Here is a 19,925-nt window from a genome sequence, read left to right on the forward strand (position 1 = left end):
GGACTATTTTTCTTACTTGATAGCTAATCTAATTTTTTGTCAAACCATTTCGTGACAAAATCAATAAACTTTTTATTGGAAATAGTTTTATTTAATGACTTTCGTTCAACTAATAAAATCTCCCAATTACGGTCTAAACTAATGGGATAGCTAATCAGTTGGGGATGGGAATATTGCTCGACAATGGGAGTTGGTAAAATACTAATAGTATCCACATTATGACGAACCATGTTGATTAATAAATCCCACTGCTTACTCGTAAACACAATATTAGGCTCGGCTCCTCTTTTTTTAAAGGCTGTTGTAATTACGTCATACAACTGAAAATCTTTGTTTAAAGTCACTAATGGGTGATTGGCGAGTTCTGTAATGTCTTCTACTTTTTTATGACTCAAGGGATTATCCTTATTAATAACCAGTGAAAATGTGCTTTCAATCAGACTTATTTTTTTACATAAGTCGTTATCAAATGGCTCAATTAACACAGCTAATTCTATTTCTCCGTGTAACAAATCGTTAATGAGACGATTGGCTCCAACTTCTACAATATCTAACTCAATATCAGGATTCATTAGCATAAAGTTAGATAGAATATCATAGAAATAAACAGATAAGGTAACTGGGGGAATCCCTACACGAACTTTTCCTCGGTTGTCATCTTTTAATTCATTTAATTTATCTTGAAAATCTTGAGCAGCTAATAAAAAGACCGCCAACTCTTTTTTTAACTCCATACCTTGAGGAGTGATTTTAAGTTTTTTCCCCACTCGTTCAAATAAAAGCAACTCATGCTCTGCCTCAAACTCTTGAACAGCTTGACTCATAGCAGGTTGAGAGACAAAACATTTTTCAGCGGCTCGACTAATATTTTCAGTGACAAGGACAGTATAAATATATTTTAGTTGTTTTAACGTTGATTTCATGGAGTAACCTCCCTAGACTTTTTCTTATTCTAAGTGTATCTTATCTAACAAAAAAGCGTTAGTCAAAAAAAGTAACCTCCAATAATCAACATGGAAGGCTACTTAAATGGCTAATTATTTTTCTATGAATTCTTTGATTTTGTGATCAAATAAATGGGTATCAATCACGCCACCCATATGACCTTTTTCACTTTCAAAGGCAAATAACTCAGCGTTTTTACCTAATTTAGTCAATGTCTCTACCATTTTTTCATTAAAAACAGTTGGTTGTAAGTAATCTCGTGTACAAGATACCATCAACACATTAGCTGAAATTTTACTTAAAGCGTCTTCCAATGAGTCATGGTTATGAGCTAAATCATGCATCATTGTCGCACGACTTGTGTAATACCAGTGACTAGCATCAATAGCAGAAGCTCCCGCTTTAATCCCATCACCTAATTGTTTTTCATAAGCAGTTGGCACATAAATGTCCAAATAAGTATCTACTTCACTACTATCGCGTTTGTACGTTGCTTCGTAGAATTCTTCTGTAAAGGCACCAGCGTTCATCATTTGAATCGCTAATTCTAACCCTTCTGTTGGACCGTCTCCTTCTTCGTAGTTACCCTCTTGCCATTTTGGATCCATAGCAATCGCACGCATTGCGTGTTGTAACACTGTAAATGATGTTAAGACAGGATTTTGTGGATTAGTAATCACACCAATCACATTATCAAGCATCTCTGGGTACTCAACAGCCCATGATAGTGAAATAAAACCACCAGCTGAAGCTCCCATAATCGCATGTAACTTATTAATACCTAATTGTTTCGTGATGAATTCTTTTTGAATACCAGCCATATCTCTAAAAGTATAAGCCGGAAAATCCATTCCCCAACGTTTTCCTGTTTCGGGATTAATACTTCTTGGACCTGTTGTAATGACTTTAGGATTGTTAAATTGAACATTCGCTAAATTGTCTGTACTAATAACAAAATATTTGTTAGTATCCACTGCTTTTCCAGGACCAATTAACCCGTCCCAATAGCCAGGTGCTGCATCATCTTCTGAGTACTTACCTGCAGCATGACTTGAAGCACTAAAATAATGAGCAACTAAAATCGCATTTGATTTATCTTCATTTAAAGTTCCATATGTTTCATAACCTAATGTGACGGGAATGCTTTTGCCGTTTTCTAATGTATAAGAATCTAAACTAAATGATTTTTTTTCGATATTCATTAATTCCATGATTAAATCCTCCTAAAGATCATACGTTTTATTTTTTATTTTTTCCTGTTTCTGGTAATAAGAATGAACCAATAAAGAATGAGAAGCTTAAACCAACAGCTAATAATAGACCTGCTTTAAAGCCTGAGTTATCAATAATCATACCAATAACAAAGTAGAAGAATGTTTCAAAAATATATGAGAATGACCAGAAAATACCCATGATTAAAGTTAATTTAGATGGTGTCATACCAGGCATTTCTTGTGGAATCGTTACAAGAGCTGTCATTGGAACAAACATGAAGAACCCTAATGATGCTGCGGCAACTAATGCCACTGTTGTTGAGCTAGTTAACACCATAGCTAAGCCAGATAAACTCATTAAAAGACCTGAAATTCTAAGAACTGGTAAACGTTTCACGTATTTTTTAGAAACGCCAATCCCTACAGCTGCTCCAATAACACCAGCAATCGCAACTGTTGAGCTTAAGATTTTTGGATTAACAGGAGCCCCATCTGAAATTGGGAAAATAGTTAATACAACAATATATAAAGTTAAAAGACCTGCATAAGTGAATGGGAAAATATAAGTAAATTTTTCTTTTAAAGCTTGAGATAACGTGTACTCATCTTCTGCTTTAGCGTTAGCTGCTGGTTTGTTGATTTCAAAGTCTTCACCAAAAATTAACCAAGCGACTAATAATACTAAACTACAGATAGCAAAGAACATCATACTCTTTTGCCAAGTCACTAACCAATTAATAACTGGAGCAACAATAACCATAGCAATAATACTACCAACGTTATAAGCTGCCGCATTGATACCGTTGACCATAGCACGTTTGTCAGCTGAGTAATAGTTCATAACGATTGGGCCAAAGTAAACAACGAATAACGCGCCACCAAATCCCATAATAAAACGACCAATAACAAAGATTAAGTAAGTTGGTGCAAAGACACCTAATAAACTACCACCAACAATTAACAACCCTGCTAGAGTGATTGCTTTTTTAGGGTAAAGCTTGATTAACACCTTAGCTGCTAATAAGTTACCAATAATTTTAGCCACTGTAATGGCATTTGAGATGAAAGTCGCTGATGAGAATGATTTCAAATCAAAGTGTTCCATGATTTGGGGAGTTAATGTTGTCCCCGCAATCCAGTTAACAGCAAAGAAGGCATAACTAAAAAACATAATAATTTCAATAATGTGTGCTCTTGATGAATTTTGCTTTGTTGCATTTTCCATGTAAAATTCTCCTTTTAATTAAAGTTTAAATTCATTTTATTTTCACTAAAAATAGATGAATCCATTAATTTTAGATGCTCAGATATCAGTGGCTTGAAGGCCATGTTAGCTAAGATGTCTGTTGCTAAATCAATACCTGGAGCGATTTCAATTAGTGTTAAACCTGCCTCTTCTAATTTAAAGACAGCTCTTTCAGTCACATAATAAATCTCTTGTTGATGTCTTGTAGCAAATGCTCCACTAAAGGTAATATGCTCGACTTTATCCACTAGTTTTTGTTTACTACCTTCTGTTTCAATGGTAATACCTGTTGAATCAATCCCGTACGTCACGCCTTTAGCCGTAAAAGTTCCTGTAAAAATCACTTTTTTAGCTGTTTGCGTAATATCGATAAATCCACCGGCTCCAGCAATCTTAGGTCCAAATTTTGATACGTTTACATTTCCAAACTGGTCCGTTTCTGCCATACCTAAGAAGGCTGCATCAATCCCACCACCATTGTAAAATTGGAACATATCTCCTTGTTGGATAATGGCTTCTGGGTAAACACAACAACCAAAATCAAGCCCTCCTTGTGGCGTTCCACCAAAAATACCTGGTTCAACTGTTGGTGTAAAGTAAGCTTCTTGTCCTTCTTCACTTAAGACTTGAGCCACTACTTCTGGCACACCAATCCCGTAATTAACCACGTGATCTGTCTCAGGATTTAAGAACATTGCTGCTCGTCTAGCGATAATTTTTTTAGCCGTTAAGGGTGAAATTGTCGTTTCTGTTTGCTCCATAATACCTGCTGATACAAACTGTTCATTGTACATAGTATCAAAGGTTTGTTGGTGATTTGTCATATCTGTTGCAACCACTACATAATCCACGCAAACCCCTGGAATCACGATTGATTTAGGATCAAGAGTACCTGCTGGGCATTTTTCTTTCACCTGAACAATGACTTTTCCTCCATTGTTACTCGTTGCCATAGCCATTGAAATAGCTTCTAATACTAAAGGCTCATCACCAAATGAGATATTACCCTTTTCATCGGCATAAGTTCCTTTAAGAATAGCTACATCTGGATAAATTGTTTTATAAGCTAAGAAGGTTTCATCTTCAATCGTCATCTTTTTAACTAATTCTTCTGTTGTTGCGTCATTCAGCTTACCACCGTCAACATCAGGGTCGACAAAAGTGTCTAAACCAATTTTTGACAGATGCCAATTACGTTTAGCTGCTGCGTCTCTAAACATCTGTGACATGACTCCTTGAGGGAAGTTATACCCTTCTACCAGGTTATTCTCAACTAATGGTTGGAAAGAGGGAACAAGTCCCCAATGCCCACCAATAATCCGTTTAACTAAACCTTCATGTCCGTAATGATTTAAACCTCTAGCACCTCTATCTCCGATCCCTGCTGCATAAACCAAACCTAAGTTTTCAGGATGACTTGTTTCTAAAAAGCGTTTTTCCACTGCTTGATGAATTTCCTCAGCCACTCCTGTCCCGATAAAGCCACCCACTGCAAGCATTGAACCATCTTCGATAAGAAGAGCTGCTTCATCTGCTGTTAGAAAAGTTACTTGTTTCTCAGACATGTTTATTTCACCACCTGTTTAATAATCATCGCTACACCCATACCGCCACCGATACATAGAGAAGCCACACCGTAAGTTAACTCTTTGTTAGCTTTCATTTGGTGAAGTAAAGTCGTTGCGACACGAGCACCAGAAGCACCTAGTGGATGACCTAAGGCAATTGCTCCACCTTGTAAGTTCACTCGACTCATTAACTCTTCTTCTGATAAACCGTGTTGTTTGCTTAATTCTTTTACCACACCTAATGATTGTGAGGCAAAAGCTTCATTTAACTCAAATATATCAATGTCTTTTAAGGTTAAGTCTGTTTTGTTTAGTGCTTTTTCAATCGCATAAACTGGACCAAGTCCCATAATTGATGGATCTAAACCTGCTGTTCCAAAAGAAACAATTTCAGCCATTGGTTCTAATCCATATGTTTCGACTGCTTTTTCTGAAGCAATCAATAACACACTTGCACCGTCATTAATCCCTGATGCATTCCCTGCTGTGACAGTTCCTTCTTTTTTGAAGGCTGGTCTTAATGTTCCTAATTTCTCCACACTTGATTTTGGATTAGGATGCTCATCTGTATCAATGATAATCTCTTGTTTTCTTGTTTTAACAGTTACAGGAACAATTTCATCTTTGAACTTCCCTGCTTCAATGGCTTTAAGTGCTTTTTGTTGTGAGTTAAAAGCAAACGCATCTTGTTCTTGTCTTGAAATATTAAATTTATCGGCAATATTTTCTGCAGTGATTCCCATGTGATACCCATGAACGCCATCTGTTAAACCATCTCTTAATAGCGTATCTTGAATTGAAGCACCGCCTAATGGTAAGCCACTACGACTTTGGTAATTAGGTAAAATCTGTGCAGACTGACTCATAGATTCAACGCCACCTGCTAAGACCATATCTGCTTCTCCTAATAAGATATCTTTATAAGCTTCTTGAACAGTCATTAAGCCACTACCACACAAAATGTTTAGGGTATATGCCACACGTTCTTCAGGAAGACCTGCATTTAAGAGAACTTGTCTAGCGATATTTTGACCATGACCAGCTGATAATACATTTCCTAAGATCAATTCATCAATCAATTCAGGATCAACTTGGTTATCTGCTAATAGTTGTTTGACCACTGTCGTTGTTAAATCTACAGGATTAACACTGGCTAAGCCTCCCATGAATTTTCCAATAGCTGTTCTTTTGGCATCAATAATATAAACTTTCATTTTTAACTAGCTCCTTAAATTCTCATTCCACCATTAACTGATAAGACGTGACCATTAACAAATGATGCTTCATCACTTGCTAAGAAGGCAACGGCATTAGCAATTTCGATTGGCTCTGCTAAACGTTTCATTGGGTTTTTCTCTTTCAAGCGCTCAATGATTTTTTCCGGCACTGATTGAACCATCTCTGTATTCACATAACCAGGTGCTACAACATTGGTACGAATATTTTCACCTTTTCGAGTGAATTCTTTCGCCCATGTATAAGTCATACCTATCACACCTGCTTTTGTTGCTGCATAGTTTGTTTGACCAATGTTACCATACTCACCAACCACTGATGATAAGTTAACGATTGATCCTTTTCCAACTTCTTTCATAAAAGGTACCACTGCTTGAGTCACATTGAATGTTCCTTTTAAGTTAATATCTACAACAAAATCCCAGTTAGCTTCTGTTGTTTTTTCGATTAAACCATCTCTTGTAACACCAGCGTTATTCACTAATACATCAATTTGTTTACCTTCAATAATAATCTCGTTGATGACTTTTTTAACATCATCTGTGTTTGAAATGTCCACTTGTTTTTGAGTGAAATTAGCCATTTCTTCACCAGTTGCTACATCTAATGAGTAAACATGTTTAGCACCTTGTTCTAACATTAAATCAGCAACTGTGCGTCCAATACCTCTTGCTGCTCCAGTAATAACAATAATTTTGTCTTCAAATCTTTTCATGATTTTGTTCCCTCCAATTTGAATTCGCTTACAGATAAAATATAACAAAATAACTTGTGTTTTAGAAATACAAAAAAGCTATTTGCATATAAGTATTACTTATATAGACTTTTCTTGTTTTTCGACTCCACTTAGTTAACGTTTGCCTTTCTTCACAAAAAAAGCAAACCCTTTCTTAGTTTAAAAGAAAAAGATTTGCTTTTTGTTAACTTATTATAAATATTTCGTCAAGATTGTTACGATTCCATCTTCATCATTTGACTTTGTGACAGTATCTGCTAGTTCCTTTAATTCCGGAACGGCATTCCCCATGGCTACGCCTAAACCTGCATAAGCAAGCATCGTCGCATCGTTATGACCATCGCCAAAAGCAATCACGTCTTTAGCTGCAATCCCCATAGGTGTTAACACTGTATCGAGAGCTTTAGCTTTATCAATTCCTTTAGCAGTAAACTCAAAATAAAAATCAGCAGTAAACACACAATTTAGTTTGTCTTTAAAAGGTGCCATCATATCGTGATGAGCTGTTTTTAAATAGTTAGGCTTGCCTGCTGTTAAAATTTTATTAATCGGGTAGTCTAAAAAGGCGGCTAAGTCGTCTTTCTCGCACAGTTTGTACTTCCCACCACGAGCTTCGTATTCCACCACATTTAAAGGCTGTCCTCTAAATTCCAAGGTACAACTAAACACGTCATTAACATACATATAGTCGTCTTTATCAATCATGACTGTCACATCAAATTGTTTCATATGCTCTAACACAGCTTTTCCTTCTTCAATGGATAAAGCTTGATTATATATTTCTTGACCACTTTGACAGTCAATAACTTTAGAGCCATTATACGAAACAACTAACCCACCATATGTGCCTAACTCTAATTCTTCAGCCAAATCAAGCATTCCTGTTGTCGGACGCCCTGATGCTAAAATGACTTTCACGCCTTTTTTTTGGGCTGTCATTAAGGCTTCTTTGGTTCTTTCTGACATAACTTTGTCACTTGTCAGTAGAGTGCCATCAATATCTAAAACAATTGCTTTCAACCTCTATCACCTCTTCCTATAAGTAAGACTAACATATTTATTTCCATAAAAAGGCTTGAGAGGAGCTTTTGATAAAATGTTTTCAAATCGTGTCTTTATCTCTAAACATCTTGAGATATTTATTTCAATTGTTGATTCATCTTTTGATAATTTGTTAGCTTGAACCTACGATTTTCTTCGCCGTTATGGTTGAAGTAACCTGTATAAAGTAAATCAAATAGCATCAATAAAGAAAAACGAGTTGAAAAAGAGGAGATTTTATTATAGTGATTTTCATCTGATGCTAAAAATAGGACTTCTCTAGCCTCTGATACTAAGGGATTATTTTGAGTTGATGTCACTAAAATAATCGGCGTCTGATTTTTAGTCAGCAGTTTAACTACTTCTTGAGTGGTTTGACCTCTGCCACCATAAGACACCACAATCGCCACATGGTCCTTAGTGCTATTAGCTGCCGATAAACGTTGAACATAGTCTTCATCAGGTACATTAACAAGTGTGCCAATTTCTTGTAGTTGAAACTTAAAATTTCTTGCAAAATGCAGATTAGCTGAGGCGGCGTAGATATCAATTGTCTCTGCTTGGAGTAATAACTCTACACTGCTTTTAAGGGCTTCTTCACTCAGTAAGCTTATAGTCTCTTCAAGAGTTTGCTGATAAAGAGAGGTCATTTTGGCCACACTGGTCTGTAAGTTATCCTCTAAATCAACTGGGTAATTTGGATCCACAGAAGTATGCTGATTCGTTATAGTATAAGCTAAAGCTACTTTTAAATCACTAAAACTAGAAATACCTAACTTGCCGAGTAAACGATAAACAGTAGCCACAGAAACAAATGATGCTTCCGATAAACTTTGAGGTGTCATCATTAAAACCTCTTTACGGTGTTGGTTAATGTAGGCTATCAGTACCTCTTCACTCGGTGTAACATCCTTTAAATTTGCCAGTTGTTTCAGTATCGTCATCTCATCAGCTCCCTCTTAATCTTCCTTTACTATAACAAAAAAATCGACCTTAAGGAATCCGTCTCCTTAAGGTCGATTAGTCTTAATCTTCTTTAGATTTTCTTCTTTGAACTGTCCAAACGTTTGTCATCACTAGAGTGATTAACATCATCACACCTAGGTTCATCAACATAGCTGTCTCTTTTTCACCTGTTTTAGGTAAATGACTTGATGTATTTTTAGATGAATTAGTTGGTCCATTTTCGTTTGAAGATTTTTTCGGTGTGTCTTTAACTGGTTCTGGCACGAATGTATTGGTAATTGTAAATTTATCGATAGCTGTTTCATACTGATCAACAGTGACTTCTTCTACAGAATACTTAATTTCTTTACCAGCAGCATAGTTAGGTAGCTCTTTAAATGTATATTCCCATTTATCTGCTGTCATTGAGCCTTTCACTTCACCAGTGATTTCTTTGCCGTCGTTATCTTTTGCAGGTTTGTTATTAGCTAATAACTTCACTGTAATTGACTCTGGACGTTTTGTTGCTTTGTTGTTGTTATCTTTCCAGATTTTTCTCACTGGAATATCGATTAATTCAGGTGCGTGAATATTTGTAAAGTTTGTACCATCTTTTGTTGATGTGTAACCTTCAACAGCCACTTCCTCTACATCATAAGTAATCTTACGGCCTTCTTCATTAGCTTTAAACTTAGGTAGGTCTTTAAATTCATACACCCAACCTGTTTCTTTTGAGGCTTTGGCAATTTGACCTTCAACTGCTTCAAATTTACCTGCTTCTTTTGCATCTGATAATAATTGAACTTCAATTTCACCTGGACGTTTACCGTCTTGGTTATCAGCATCATCCCATGTTTTAGTTCCTGAGATAGTTACTTCCTCTGGTTTATGAGTATTTGTAATGGTTGTCCCTTCTACTTTAGAAGTATAGCCATCTACTGGTAATTCTTTCACACCATAAGTAATCTTACGGCCTTCTTCGTTGGCTTTAAACTCAGGTAAATCTTTGAATTCATAAGTCCAGTCCGCTTCTCTTTTAGCAGCAGTCACTTTTCCTTCCACTTCTTCTAATTTACCTTTTTCTTTTTCATCTGATAACAATTGAACCTTAATTTCATCTGGACGAATACCATCTTGATTATTCGCATCATCCCAGACTTTTGTTCCTTTTACATCAACTTTTGATAGAGTATGTTTATTAGTAAAGTTCGTACCATCTTTTGTTGATTCATACCCTTCAACAGCGACTTCTTCTACGTCATAAGTAATCTCACGACCGACTTCACCAGCTAAGTATTTAGGTAATTCTTTAAAGTCGTATTTCCAATCTTTTGTTGCGGATACTTCTTTACTATCAATTACTTCCAACTTACCTTTTTCTTTTTCATCTGATAATAGGTTCACTGTGATTTTTTCTGGACGGATACCATCTTGGTTATTAGTATCATCCCATGTTTTAGTTCCTGAGATAGCGACTTTTTCAAGTTCATGTGTATTAGTCACCACAAAACCTGTTTTTTTGTCACCTGTGATAGCTGATTCATAACTATCACCAATAGCTTTTTCTTTAATAGTGTAATCAATCTCTTGTCCTGCTTCAAACTTAGGTAAGTTCTCAAAAACTGTTGTCCATTCATTTAATGTCATGTCGCCTGAAATTGGTTTTGTCTCAATTGCTTTTTCTTTATCAGTTCCAAACAAACTAATTTCAATTGACTCTGGACGTTTACCATCTTGGTTGTCTGTATCTTCCCAAACTTTCTTAACTGGAATATTAATTAATTCAGGCGCATGAGTATTCGTAAAGTTAGTGCCCTCTTTTTTAGAAGTATAACCTTTAACAGCGACTTCTTCTACATCATAAGTAATCTCACGACCGACTTCGTCAGCTAAATATTTAGGTAATCCTTTAAAGTCGTATTTCCAATCTTTTGTTGCCGATACTTCCTCACTATCAATTACTTCTAGCTTACCTTTTTCTTTTTCATCTGATAATAGGTTCACTGTGATTGTTTCTGGACGGATACCATCTTGGTTATTAGCATCATCCCATGTTTTGATTCCTGAAAGGTTAACTGTTTCAATTTCGCGTGTGTTTGTAATAGTTGTTCCCTCTACTTTAGAAGTATAACCATTACCGACAGCTTCTTCTTCAACAGTATAGACAATAGCTTCACTGTCTTCCCCTTCTTTAATCGTTCTGTTTTTGTCTAATCCTGTAAAGGTATATGACCAAGTCTCAGCTTGTTTATCTCCTTTAACTACTTGTGAATCAACTTTTTCACCATCTGCTAATAAGTTAACAACGATTGTTTCTGGACGTTTACTGTCTTGGTTATTTGAGTCTTTCCAGACTTTTGTTCCTGAAATATCAGTTGTTTCAACTGGACGACTATTTGTTACTTTTACATCAGTATTGTTTTTGTTTTCTTTGTTATCTTGGTAATCAAGAACAGCAGTGTAGCCATATTTTTTAGCTGCTTCACTGATTTCTTTAACCGTGTACTTAATTTCTTTACCTTTAACATAGGCATCTAATTTATCAAATGATGCTTTCCAATTTGTTTTTTCTGATAACTTGATTTTTTGACCAACAACTTCTTTACCATTAGCGTAAAGTTGTACGGCAATGTCTTTTGGACGTTTACCATCTTGGTCGTTGCTATCATTCCAAACTTTTTCAACGAATAAACGTGTTTCTTGTGGTTCGTACGTATTGGTAATGTTAAAACCATCAATACTTGTTGTGTAATCTTTTACTTTTTCTTCCGTCACTGTGTACTTAATTTCTTTACCTTCTTCACCTTTTACGTGTTTTGGTAAATCCTTAAATTCATATGACCACGCTGCATTAGCATCTTCAAAACCTCTTGAACCTTTAACATCTTTAGAAGCGACTTGTTCACCATCTGCTAATAAGTTAACAGTGATTGTTTCTGGACGTTTACCGTCTTGGTTGTTGTCATCTTCCCAGATTTTTTTACCGCTAATATCAACTGTTTCCAATGGACGTGTGTTAGTAACGACAAATCCTTCTTTAGCTGATCCTGTTACTTTTGATGTGTAGTCATTATCAACTGATACTTCTTTTACTGTGTACTTAATTTCTTTCTTAACGCTGCCTTTTTCGTAAACATCTAAGTTAGTAAAGGCACCTTGCCAGTTATTTTTAGCTGTTAAGGTTAATTCGTCACCAGTTTCTTTTTCTTCAGCTAATAACTTCACTTTAATACTTTCTGGACGTGATTTATCTTGGTTATTGTTGTCTTCCCAAACTTTCACCACATTCACTGATGTTTTCTTAGGTGTGTATGAGTTCGTTATTGTAAAATCTTTTACTTTACTTGAGTAATCAGGAATTACAACTTCTTGAACCGTGTAGTTAATCTTTTGACCAACTGCATCTTCTTTAAATTCAGGTAGATCTTTAAATTCATAACTCCAAGTCGCTGCCTCTTCTGTACTTTCTTTTGAACCAGTTACTTCTTTAGAATCTATTTTTATACCATCTGCTAATAAATTAACTGTAATTGATTCTGGACGTTTGCCATCTTGATTATTCGCATCTTCCCAAACTTTTGTTCCTTTTACACCAATTGTTGATGGTGTGTGGTTATTTGTTACGATAAAGCCTTTAGTCATGTCTCCTGTTACTTCTGGTTTGTCATAACCTGGAACTTCTGTAACTTCTTTAACGGTGTAAACAATCTCTTTACTTCCATCGCGACCTTCTTCACCAATCGCTTTATTTGTATCTAATTCTTTCCAAGTAGTTGACCAGTTGTTTTCACTATTAAGTGGTACTGGCTTGCCAACTTCTTTGTCATCAGCGTAAAGTTGAACATCGATGCTATCTAGACGTTTACCATCTTGATTGTTTTCATCGTTCCAGACTTTTTTCACTGAGATATCACGTTTTGCTACTTCATGTTTGTTTGTAATATCAAAAGCAAAATCAACATCTTTTGGCTTATCTTTTGAATCCATTTCAGTAATAGAAACATCATAGCCATCTACTTTTTCTTCTTCTACAGTGTAAATAATTTCTTTACCATCTCTGTATTTTGGTAAATGATTAAATTCATATTGCCAGTTCGATCCGTGGTCTACACGAGTATGGTTAACAGAAGTCGATTTTTCTTCACCTTCTACTTTTGCCATAACATGAACCACAATGTAGCCTGGGCGTTTACCATCTTGGTTATCTTTATCGTCCCAATGTTTCTTAGCTAGAACAGATACTTCTTTTGGTTTGTATGAATTAGTTACTTGTGCTTTTCCATCTTTTACAAAAACTTCTTCATCAGAAACAGAGTAGTCATCTACTTTATTTTCTTTAATTGAGTAAATAATTTCTTTCATGTTGTCATCGTATTTACGTAAACCTGAGAAAGTGGCTTCCCAAACATTACCAGGAGCTTGTTTGTCATCAGTCATTTCTAATGTATCTACTTTTGTACCATTTGCGAATAAATCAAATAAAATAGTCTTAGGACGTTGCCCATCTTGATTGTTAGCATCGTTCCATGTTTTGTTAATAGTAATTGCTGTTTTCTCGTAAGGCATGTTTGAAATAGTTACATCGTCTTTCAAACGAATTAGACCTTCGTCATCAATTACTTCAAAAGGAATATCTTTAGTTGCTTTATCATAGCCTTCTGGTGCAACAATTTCTTGAATACTGTAAGTACCAACACTTAAGCCTGCTACTTCTACTTGACCAGTTGCATCAGAAACAAGTGATTTTTTCACGTCATCTGATACTTTGTCTTGAGAGTCTACCCAAATGGCACGGTATTTACTATCGATACCGTTGTAGAATTCACCTTGCGCATTTTTCACCATAAACTGGGCACCAGCTAACGCATGACCATCTTTACCATCGATTTTATTAAAATGAATACGAGGCATGTCATTTTCTACAGTATGTGATTTGAATAAGTTTGTTTCCCCATCTGATGAGAATTTAACTTTTTGACCGTATCTCATTTCCTCACTTACTGTAAATCCTGTTGGTGCTTTTGTTTCAAATAAGAGATAGTCTGTGTTAGGACGTAAGTTACCAAATTTAAGTTCGCCTTTTACATCAGTTTCACCTGAACGAACTAATTGATCTTTTTGACCATTTCCTTTGATAGTCCATAATTCAAACTTAGCACCTGGTAGTGGTGTTTTTTCTTTTGAATTTTTATCGATTTTTACAATTTTTACTGATGCTGTTGTTCCTGTTGCTGTCCCACTTGAGTTCACAACTTTTACAGATGAACTTGTTTCAGTCTTAACTGTTTTTTCATTATTACCTGTTACTGATATGTTATTAGTTAAATAATCTTCCAATAAACTTGTATTTGCCATTGAGCGGTATTCTAATACGTACGCTTTACTAATTTCATTAACAAATTTAACCGTTAATACTTGTTGACCTGTTTCATTGTTGGTCTCAATATTAACTGTGTAGTCTTTACCTTTTTCTAAAACAACATCTCTGTTTGCAGAAATACTACCATCAGAACCAACGTTAGCTCCATAAACGATAACTGAACTTTCTTCTAATACTTGATTACTAGAAGGTTTATCTACTACAGTCATATCTTTAACTGTTGATTGTGATGGATTCACGTTTACTGACCATTTAACGAAGTTTTCATTTGATTTATCAACTTCTCCATTTTTTTCACCGTAAACATTACCTTTAGTTACTTCAGCATCAGCTTCTGCTTTTGTTTCATCCCCCTTATTTGTATAAGAGGCGACATTATGATATTTTTTTTGATCAATTAATTTACCTTCCAAACTAGTTTCAAAGACTAATTTGTATGGGCTTTTTGAATTATCCGGTAATTTAGCTGATATTGTTTTACCATCTTCAGACACTTTGATTAATTCTGAAACTTCTTTACCATAAGTTAATGAACCATCTCTATTTACTTTCATTTCAAATAAACGAGCTGATTTTGGAACGTAATCTTGATCATCCATAATAGGATCGACAATTGACGCATCAACTAATGTTTCTTGATTATGGTTAACTGTTACATCCCAACTAATTTTCTTAGTCTGAGCGTTATATGAGCCACTCTTAATAACATCTTTAACAAAAGGTAGCTTAATTGGTTCATCTCTAGTTACTGATTCATGGCGATCTTTCCCTGTACTGTCTTTCCAATCAGCCGTTGCTGTATTTGAAAAATTATCTTTCAAGGGCTCAAAATCAGTTGTATACATAATACGATACGTTGAGTCAGTTCCCTTAGTAGCTAAATCACCAATGAAGGCTACATCAAAACCATTAGTCGTTTCTTTTAGTGTATAATGTGTATCTTTGACTAAATCTTCTCTACTTTGTTCATTGTAGATTCTAAATGTATCTGCATTAAAGGTTAATCCTGGTGACATGGTATCTGATAGTTTCCAATTGGTCATATGATACTGATATTTATTAACCTGAATAGACCAATTGATTTTTCTATTTTCATAATCAACGTCTCCCCATTTAACAAGACCATCAGTGGCAATTTGACCACCATTATTAGATTCAAATCCACCATCTGTTTTTACGTTATTTGTAAAATTAACATCCTCTGTATCTCCTGCCACATCACCAACAACTTTTGTTCGGTAAGTAACATCAACTGCAGTATCTAACTCTTTAAGAAATTCAATCTTCATTTGGTTATCTTTAATAGTAACCGCGTAATCTGTCCCACGGCTCAATACTTTACCATCTTTTGTTGTTACTTTCACTGAATCATCAATATAAGCTAAGTTTTTAGAAACTGTATCAGTGATTGAACTATTAGCTGGTAACTTTTTATAACCATAGTTGTATTTAACTGTCCAGTCATAGACATGACCTTTGACATTTTCATCATTAACAAAACTTGGCGGTAGCTTTTCAATTAACTTGCCATAAGTTAGACTCGCGTTATTACTAGCCGAAACATCATCTTTACCCTCGCTACTTAAAGTGGCTGTATTATCATATCTAACGTCTCCACCTTGCTCTGGGATTTTTGTTTTATCTACATCTGTTTCATAAACTAATTTAAATGATTTACTTGTTTTAGCGTAATCTCCGATAAATTGAACTTTATCTCCTGATTCTGAAGCAACATAATCCACACCTGGTCTTAGTGCTTCGCCTACCCCAACAACTTCTCCATTTAGGTTAATTGTTTGTGGATAGACCTTAACATTCTTAAATAACAATCCTTCAGGCATTGCATCAGTTACTACAGCATTAGTTAATGTATTCAATTCAGTATTGATTGATACGTCCCATCTCACTGTTTGTTCTTGTGGATTAGCGTCTCCAAGTTTACTAATAGATTTACCACCATTAGGTTTAATATTGACGTTAACTGTCTCCTCTTTGCCATCTAAAGGTATTTTGATAACATTTTCTCCAGCTTGAACAGTGTCTTTAAAGTTCTCAGCATAATTGACAGAACCACTAATCTCATTCAGTTCTTCCACTTTCTCATTGAACGTTAAACGAATAGATCCGTTTACTAACTCATAACGTCCAAAAACACCTTGAGCTCCTTTTAACTCGCCACTAAAATTCTTTAATCGAATTTGTTCAGGAATTTTAATATCATAGTAATCTCCTGATTTAAGTAACTTTTCATCAAGCATTCTCTGAGGAATACTATAGTCATAAATTAATTGAATTAACGTATCATTAGGAATAGATTCTTTCGTGTAGTCAATTGGTTGACCATCTTTTATTGCTTTAAACGTTACGTTAGATAGAAAACTTTCACCTGGTTTTAACTCTCTCTTAATATCAATCGGCTCTCTATCAACAGAACGTTTCGTACGTTTTGTTTCTTTTTTCTCTTCAGTTGAGCTATCAACTGTTTTTTCAGAAGTTGAAGAAGTTGACGCTTCTTCTTTCAAAACTTCTTCTGAAGGAGTTGTTTCAGCAACAACTTCCTCACTTGAAGGTGCTGTTGATTCCTCCGTTTGTTTTGGTTCTTCTTGAACAGCCTCACTTGACGCTGTTTCCGATGTATTTGAATGATCAGCATTCACTGTTTCAGATTGTACTGTTTCACTTGATGCTGTTTCCAAATTCGCCACAGCCGCTACTGCTTGAATCGGTTGAATAACAGATGTCATTGAAATCAGTAACACTAAAAATAGTGAATACCATTTTTTATTTTTATTCATTTTCCCTTTCTTACAATTATTTACCTATTTTTTACACAACGATTACAATTATAGTGAAAAATAATTAAATAAATCCCCTAACTTTTGCATATTAATATGTACCTTTTGGCGTTTGTGAATTAAATAATATGTAATTATAACGAATAGTATGTATTAAAAAGGGAAGGGTGTTCTATTTCGTTGTCTTATTGATTTTTAAAGACATCATTATCCTTTTCCGTATGCAAACTTTGTTCATTTTTTGTACTTCAATCCCCATTGTGAATTAAATTTCTTTTGTTATTTTTTAAAAAAACAAGAATATTTCAAATTAAATAACATCACTTTTTTACATTTTTTGCCAATTTTTATTTATTTTATTTTTCTGTTAAACATATTTTTTCTGTGTATAAAATATCTTTTTCTCAATATTAAATAACTTATCTAGACCGTTTTTCATTAATATCACCTTAAAAACAAGCACAATATTGTTTTGTTCAATTTTCACAAAAAACAGCCCTTACAATATGATTAAATCAAGGTTCCTTCTTAAAAATAAGCGCAAAAAAAGAGACGTTCTAATAAACGTCCCTTTGTGGGTTTTACTTATTTAATTAAACGGTAAATCGCATCAGCATAAATCACTGTCGCGTTGATTAAATCGTCCACTGAAATGAACTCATTTTTTTGATGCATTGTATCGATACTATCTGGGAACATAGCTCCATAAGCCACACCACGTTCTAGTAAACGTCCAAATGTTCCACCACCGATTGATTGTTCATGACCTTTTAGACCTGTATGTTCTTCATACACAGCTAAAAGTGTTTTAACCAATGGATCTTCAGGTGATACATAATGAGGTTCTTTGCTACTTGTTAAAATAACTTTCGCACTTGTATTAGCTACTTTTTCTTCAATCGCAGCTGCAATCTCATCTGCTGTGATACCTTTAGGGAAACGGAAGTTCAGTGTAATTGTGTTATTATCTTTTTTCTCATCAAACACAAACACACCAGCGTTCATTGATAAAGCTCCCATGATATCATCAACAAAGTTCACACCAAAACGGTTTCCTTCTGTATCTAAATGAATGTAATCAGCAACCATTGTCACGAAATCTTTCGCTGGTCCTGAGAAATCATAGTAACTTAAGAAGTTAGCTAGATATGTTCCAGCATTGATTCCTTTTTCAGGCATTGCCCCATGAGCGGCTGTTCCGATTAATTTAATTGTTGCCACGTTACCTTCGATTGATAACTCACCTGTAACAGGTAATTCTGCTAAATAAGCGTCATATTCTTTCGCAAATGCTTCAATGTCTCCAGAAACTTCAACAACTGTTTCAGCTAAATCTGGCACCATGTTAGCACGTTGTCCAGAGTTAAATGACACTAAACGTAGTGTCCCTTCGTTTTTACCAGCAACTTCTAGTAAAATTGTTGTGTTTCCTTTTTCACCATTAATAATAGGAAACTCTGCATCTGGTGAAAAACCAAAATCAGGTGTTTCTTCTACTTTTAAGTAGTGATCCATACATTTCCATTCGCTCTCTTCATCTGTCCCGATGATGACGCGTGTACGTTTTGAAACAGGTAACTCTAATTCTTTAATAATTTTTAAGGCATAGTAAGCTGCCATTGTAGGCCCTTTGTCATCACTTGCACCACGCGCATAAATACGGTTGTCACGAATTTCTGGTGAGAATGGTTCTGAATCCCATCCTGAACCTACTGGTACCACATCAACGTGACCAAAAATACCTAAAGTCTCGTCTCCTGCACCATATTCGATATGTCCTGCGTAGTTATCAACGTTTTTAGTTAAGAAACCGTCTCTTTCACCAATCTCTAAAAATTTAAGAAGAGCTGCTTTGGGTCCTGGTCCTACAGGAGCATCCTCTGTTGCTTTATCGTCTTCTCTCACACTTGGTACGCGTAATAAATCAAATAAGTCATTCATTAAGTCGTCGCGACGTGCTTCGACTTCTTTTCTCCAATCAATTGTCATCCTGGTAATCCCTCCATCGTTTCCTTTATATGAAGACATCATATCATTTTTTTATTAAATTTGATAATGATTTGGCGATTTTTTCTAATAATCAACCCTTAATTTTTTAATTTCATTCTCATTTAAGGCTCTATATTGACCCGGTTTTAATGTCTCATCAAGAGTCAATCCACCCATGCTCACTCGGTGCAATTCAACTACTTTCTTACCTACAGCCTCAACCATCCGTTTGACTTGATGGAATTTACCTTCCATGATTTCTAAAGAAATTTCCGAATAATCCTCTTCTAATGTGACGCTTGTTATCTTTAATTTAGCAGGTAGACAGACTTCGGCCCCACTAATAGTCATACCACTAGCAAACGTCTTAACGTCTGCTTCAGTCATAATCCCTTTCACTTTAGCTTCATATAGCTTAGGTACTTTTTTCTTTGGCGATAATAATTGATGGGCTAGTTCACCGTCTGTAGTCATCAAAAGAAAGCCTGTTGTGTCTTTATCTAAGCGTCCCACAGGAAACAAACCCTTTTTTCGATCTCCTTCTCCAATTAAATCCACCACTGTTCGGTGGCTTGGGTCTTCTGTCGCTGAAATAACCCCTTTTGGCTTATTTAACATGTAATAAACAAATTCTTGATAGATTAGCTGCTCACCATCTACACAGATGCTATCCTCGTATTCATTCACACTCAGCTTACCGTCTTTTTGTATCACATCATTCACACTGACCCGCTTTTTCTTAAGGAGCTCTTTGACTTCTTTTCGTGAGCCAAAGCCTGTATGACTCAATAATTTATCTAACCGCATAAATGTACCTCCATCTATCAAAA

Annotated in this window: 11 protein-coding genes; all 11 read right to left on the reverse strand. The window is 35.3% G+C overall.

All coding sequences use genetic code 11. From position 1 onward, the window contains the following. Positions 1-23: 23 nt before the first annotated feature. Positions 24-923 (reverse strand): LysR family transcriptional regulator, encoded by a 900-nt coding sequence (locus DOK76_RS03010; RefSeq protein ID WP_206964888.1) that lies wholly within the window; start codon positions 921-923, stop codon positions 24-26. A gap of 114 nt (positions 924-1,037) precedes the next feature. Next, positions 1,038-2,156, reverse strand: a complete 1,119-nt coding sequence (locus DOK76_RS03015; protein WP_206964890.1) for an alpha/beta fold hydrolase — start codon at positions 2,154-2,156, stop codon at positions 1,038-1,040. Between the two features lie 28 nt (positions 2,157-2,184). After that, complete coding sequence (locus DOK76_RS03020) at positions 2,185-3,384, reverse strand: MFS transporter (protein WP_206964891.1); 1,200 nt, start codon at positions 3,382-3,384, stop codon at positions 2,185-2,187. 14 nt (positions 3,385-3,398) lie between these two features. Further along, a complete protein-coding gene (locus DOK76_RS03025) occupies positions 3,399-4,970 on the reverse strand; it encodes an acyl CoA:acetate/3-ketoacid CoA transferase (RefSeq protein WP_206964892.1) in 1,572 nt (523 codons plus the stop codon). A 2-nt stretch (positions 4,971-4,972) separates the two neighbouring features. Beyond that, complete coding sequence (locus DOK76_RS03030; protein WP_206964893.1) at positions 4,973-6,187, reverse strand: thiolase family protein; 1,215 nt, start codon at positions 6,185-6,187, stop codon at positions 4,973-4,975. 14 nt (positions 6,188-6,201) lie between these two features. Beyond that, positions 6,202-6,924, reverse strand: a complete 723-nt coding sequence (gene fabG / locus DOK76_RS03035; protein WP_206964894.1) for a 3-oxoacyl-ACP reductase FabG — start codon at positions 6,922-6,924, stop codon at positions 6,202-6,204. A gap of 213 nt (positions 6,925-7,137) precedes the next feature. Further along, positions 7,138-7,965 carry a Cof-type HAD-IIB family hydrolase gene (locus tag DOK76_RS03040; protein ID WP_255521613.1) on the reverse strand — a complete coding sequence of 276 codons (828 nt, stop codon included), beginning with the start codon at positions 7,963-7,965 and terminating at the stop codon, positions 7,138-7,140. Between the two features lie 119 nt (positions 7,966-8,084). Further along, positions 8,085-8,930 carry a MurR/RpiR family transcriptional regulator gene (locus tag DOK76_RS03045; protein WP_206964895.1) on the reverse strand — a complete coding sequence of 282 codons (846 nt, stop codon included), beginning with the start codon at positions 8,928-8,930 and terminating at the stop codon, positions 8,085-8,087. Positions 8,931-9,012: 82 nt separating this feature from the next. After that, a complete protein-coding gene (locus tag DOK76_RS03050; RefSeq protein WP_206964896.1) occupies positions 9,013-17,106 on the reverse strand; it encodes a Cna B-type domain-containing protein in 8,094 nt (2,697 codons plus the stop codon). 585 nt (positions 17,107-17,691) lie between these two features. After that, positions 17,692-19,095: a dipeptidase PepV gene (gene pepV / locus DOK76_RS03055; RefSeq protein WP_206964897.1), complete on the reverse strand. Its 1,404-nt coding sequence runs from the start codon at positions 19,093-19,095 to the stop codon at positions 17,692-17,694. 84 nt (positions 19,096-19,179) lie between these two features. Continuing rightward, a complete protein-coding gene (locus DOK76_RS03060) occupies positions 19,180-19,902 on the reverse strand; it encodes a pseudouridine synthase (RefSeq protein WP_206964898.1) in 723 nt (240 codons plus the stop codon). Positions 19,903-19,925: the final 23 nt, after the last annotated feature.

It is taken from the genome of Candidatus Vagococcus giribetii, assembly GCF_017316185.1.
Classification (GTDB): Bacteria; Bacillota; Bacilli; order Lactobacillales; family Vagococcaceae; genus Vagococcus; species Vagococcus giribetii.

Coding starts and splice junctions, on each gene's coding strand:
- DOK76_RS03060 (WP_206964898.1), bottom strand. CDS start 19,902: ATGCGGTTAGATAAATTATTGAGTCATACAGGCTTTGGCTCACGAAAA.
- DOK76_RS03050 (WP_206964896.1), bottom strand. CDS start 17,106: ATGAATAAAAATAAAAAATGGTATTCACTATTTTTAGTGTTACTGATT.
- DOK76_RS03025 (WP_206964892.1), bottom strand. CDS start 4,970: ATGTCTGAGAAACAAGTAACTTTTCTAACAGCAGATGAAGCAGCTCTT.
- DOK76_RS03030 (WP_206964893.1), bottom strand. CDS start 6,187: ATGAAAGTTTATATTATTGATGCCAAAAGAACAGCTATTGGAAAATTC.
- DOK76_RS03020 (WP_206964891.1), bottom strand. CDS start 3,384: ATGGAAAATGCAACAAAGCAAAATTCATCAAGAGCACACATTATTGAA.
- DOK76_RS03010 (WP_206964888.1), bottom strand. CDS start 923: ATGAAATCAACGTTAAAACAACTAAAATATATTTATACTGTCCTTGTC.
- pepV (WP_206964897.1), bottom strand. CDS start 19,095: ATGACAATTGATTGGAGAAAAGAAGTCGAAGCACGTCGCGACGACTTA.
- DOK76_RS03015 (WP_206964890.1), bottom strand. CDS start 2,156: ATGGAATTAATGAATATCGAAAAAAAATCATTTAGTTTAGATTCTTAT.
- fabG (WP_206964894.1), bottom strand. CDS start 6,924: ATGAAAAGATTTGAAGACAAAATTATTGTTATTACTGGAGCAGCAAGA.
- DOK76_RS03045 (WP_206964895.1), bottom strand. CDS start 8,930: ATGACGATACTGAAACAACTGGCAAATTTAAAGGATGTTACACCGAGT.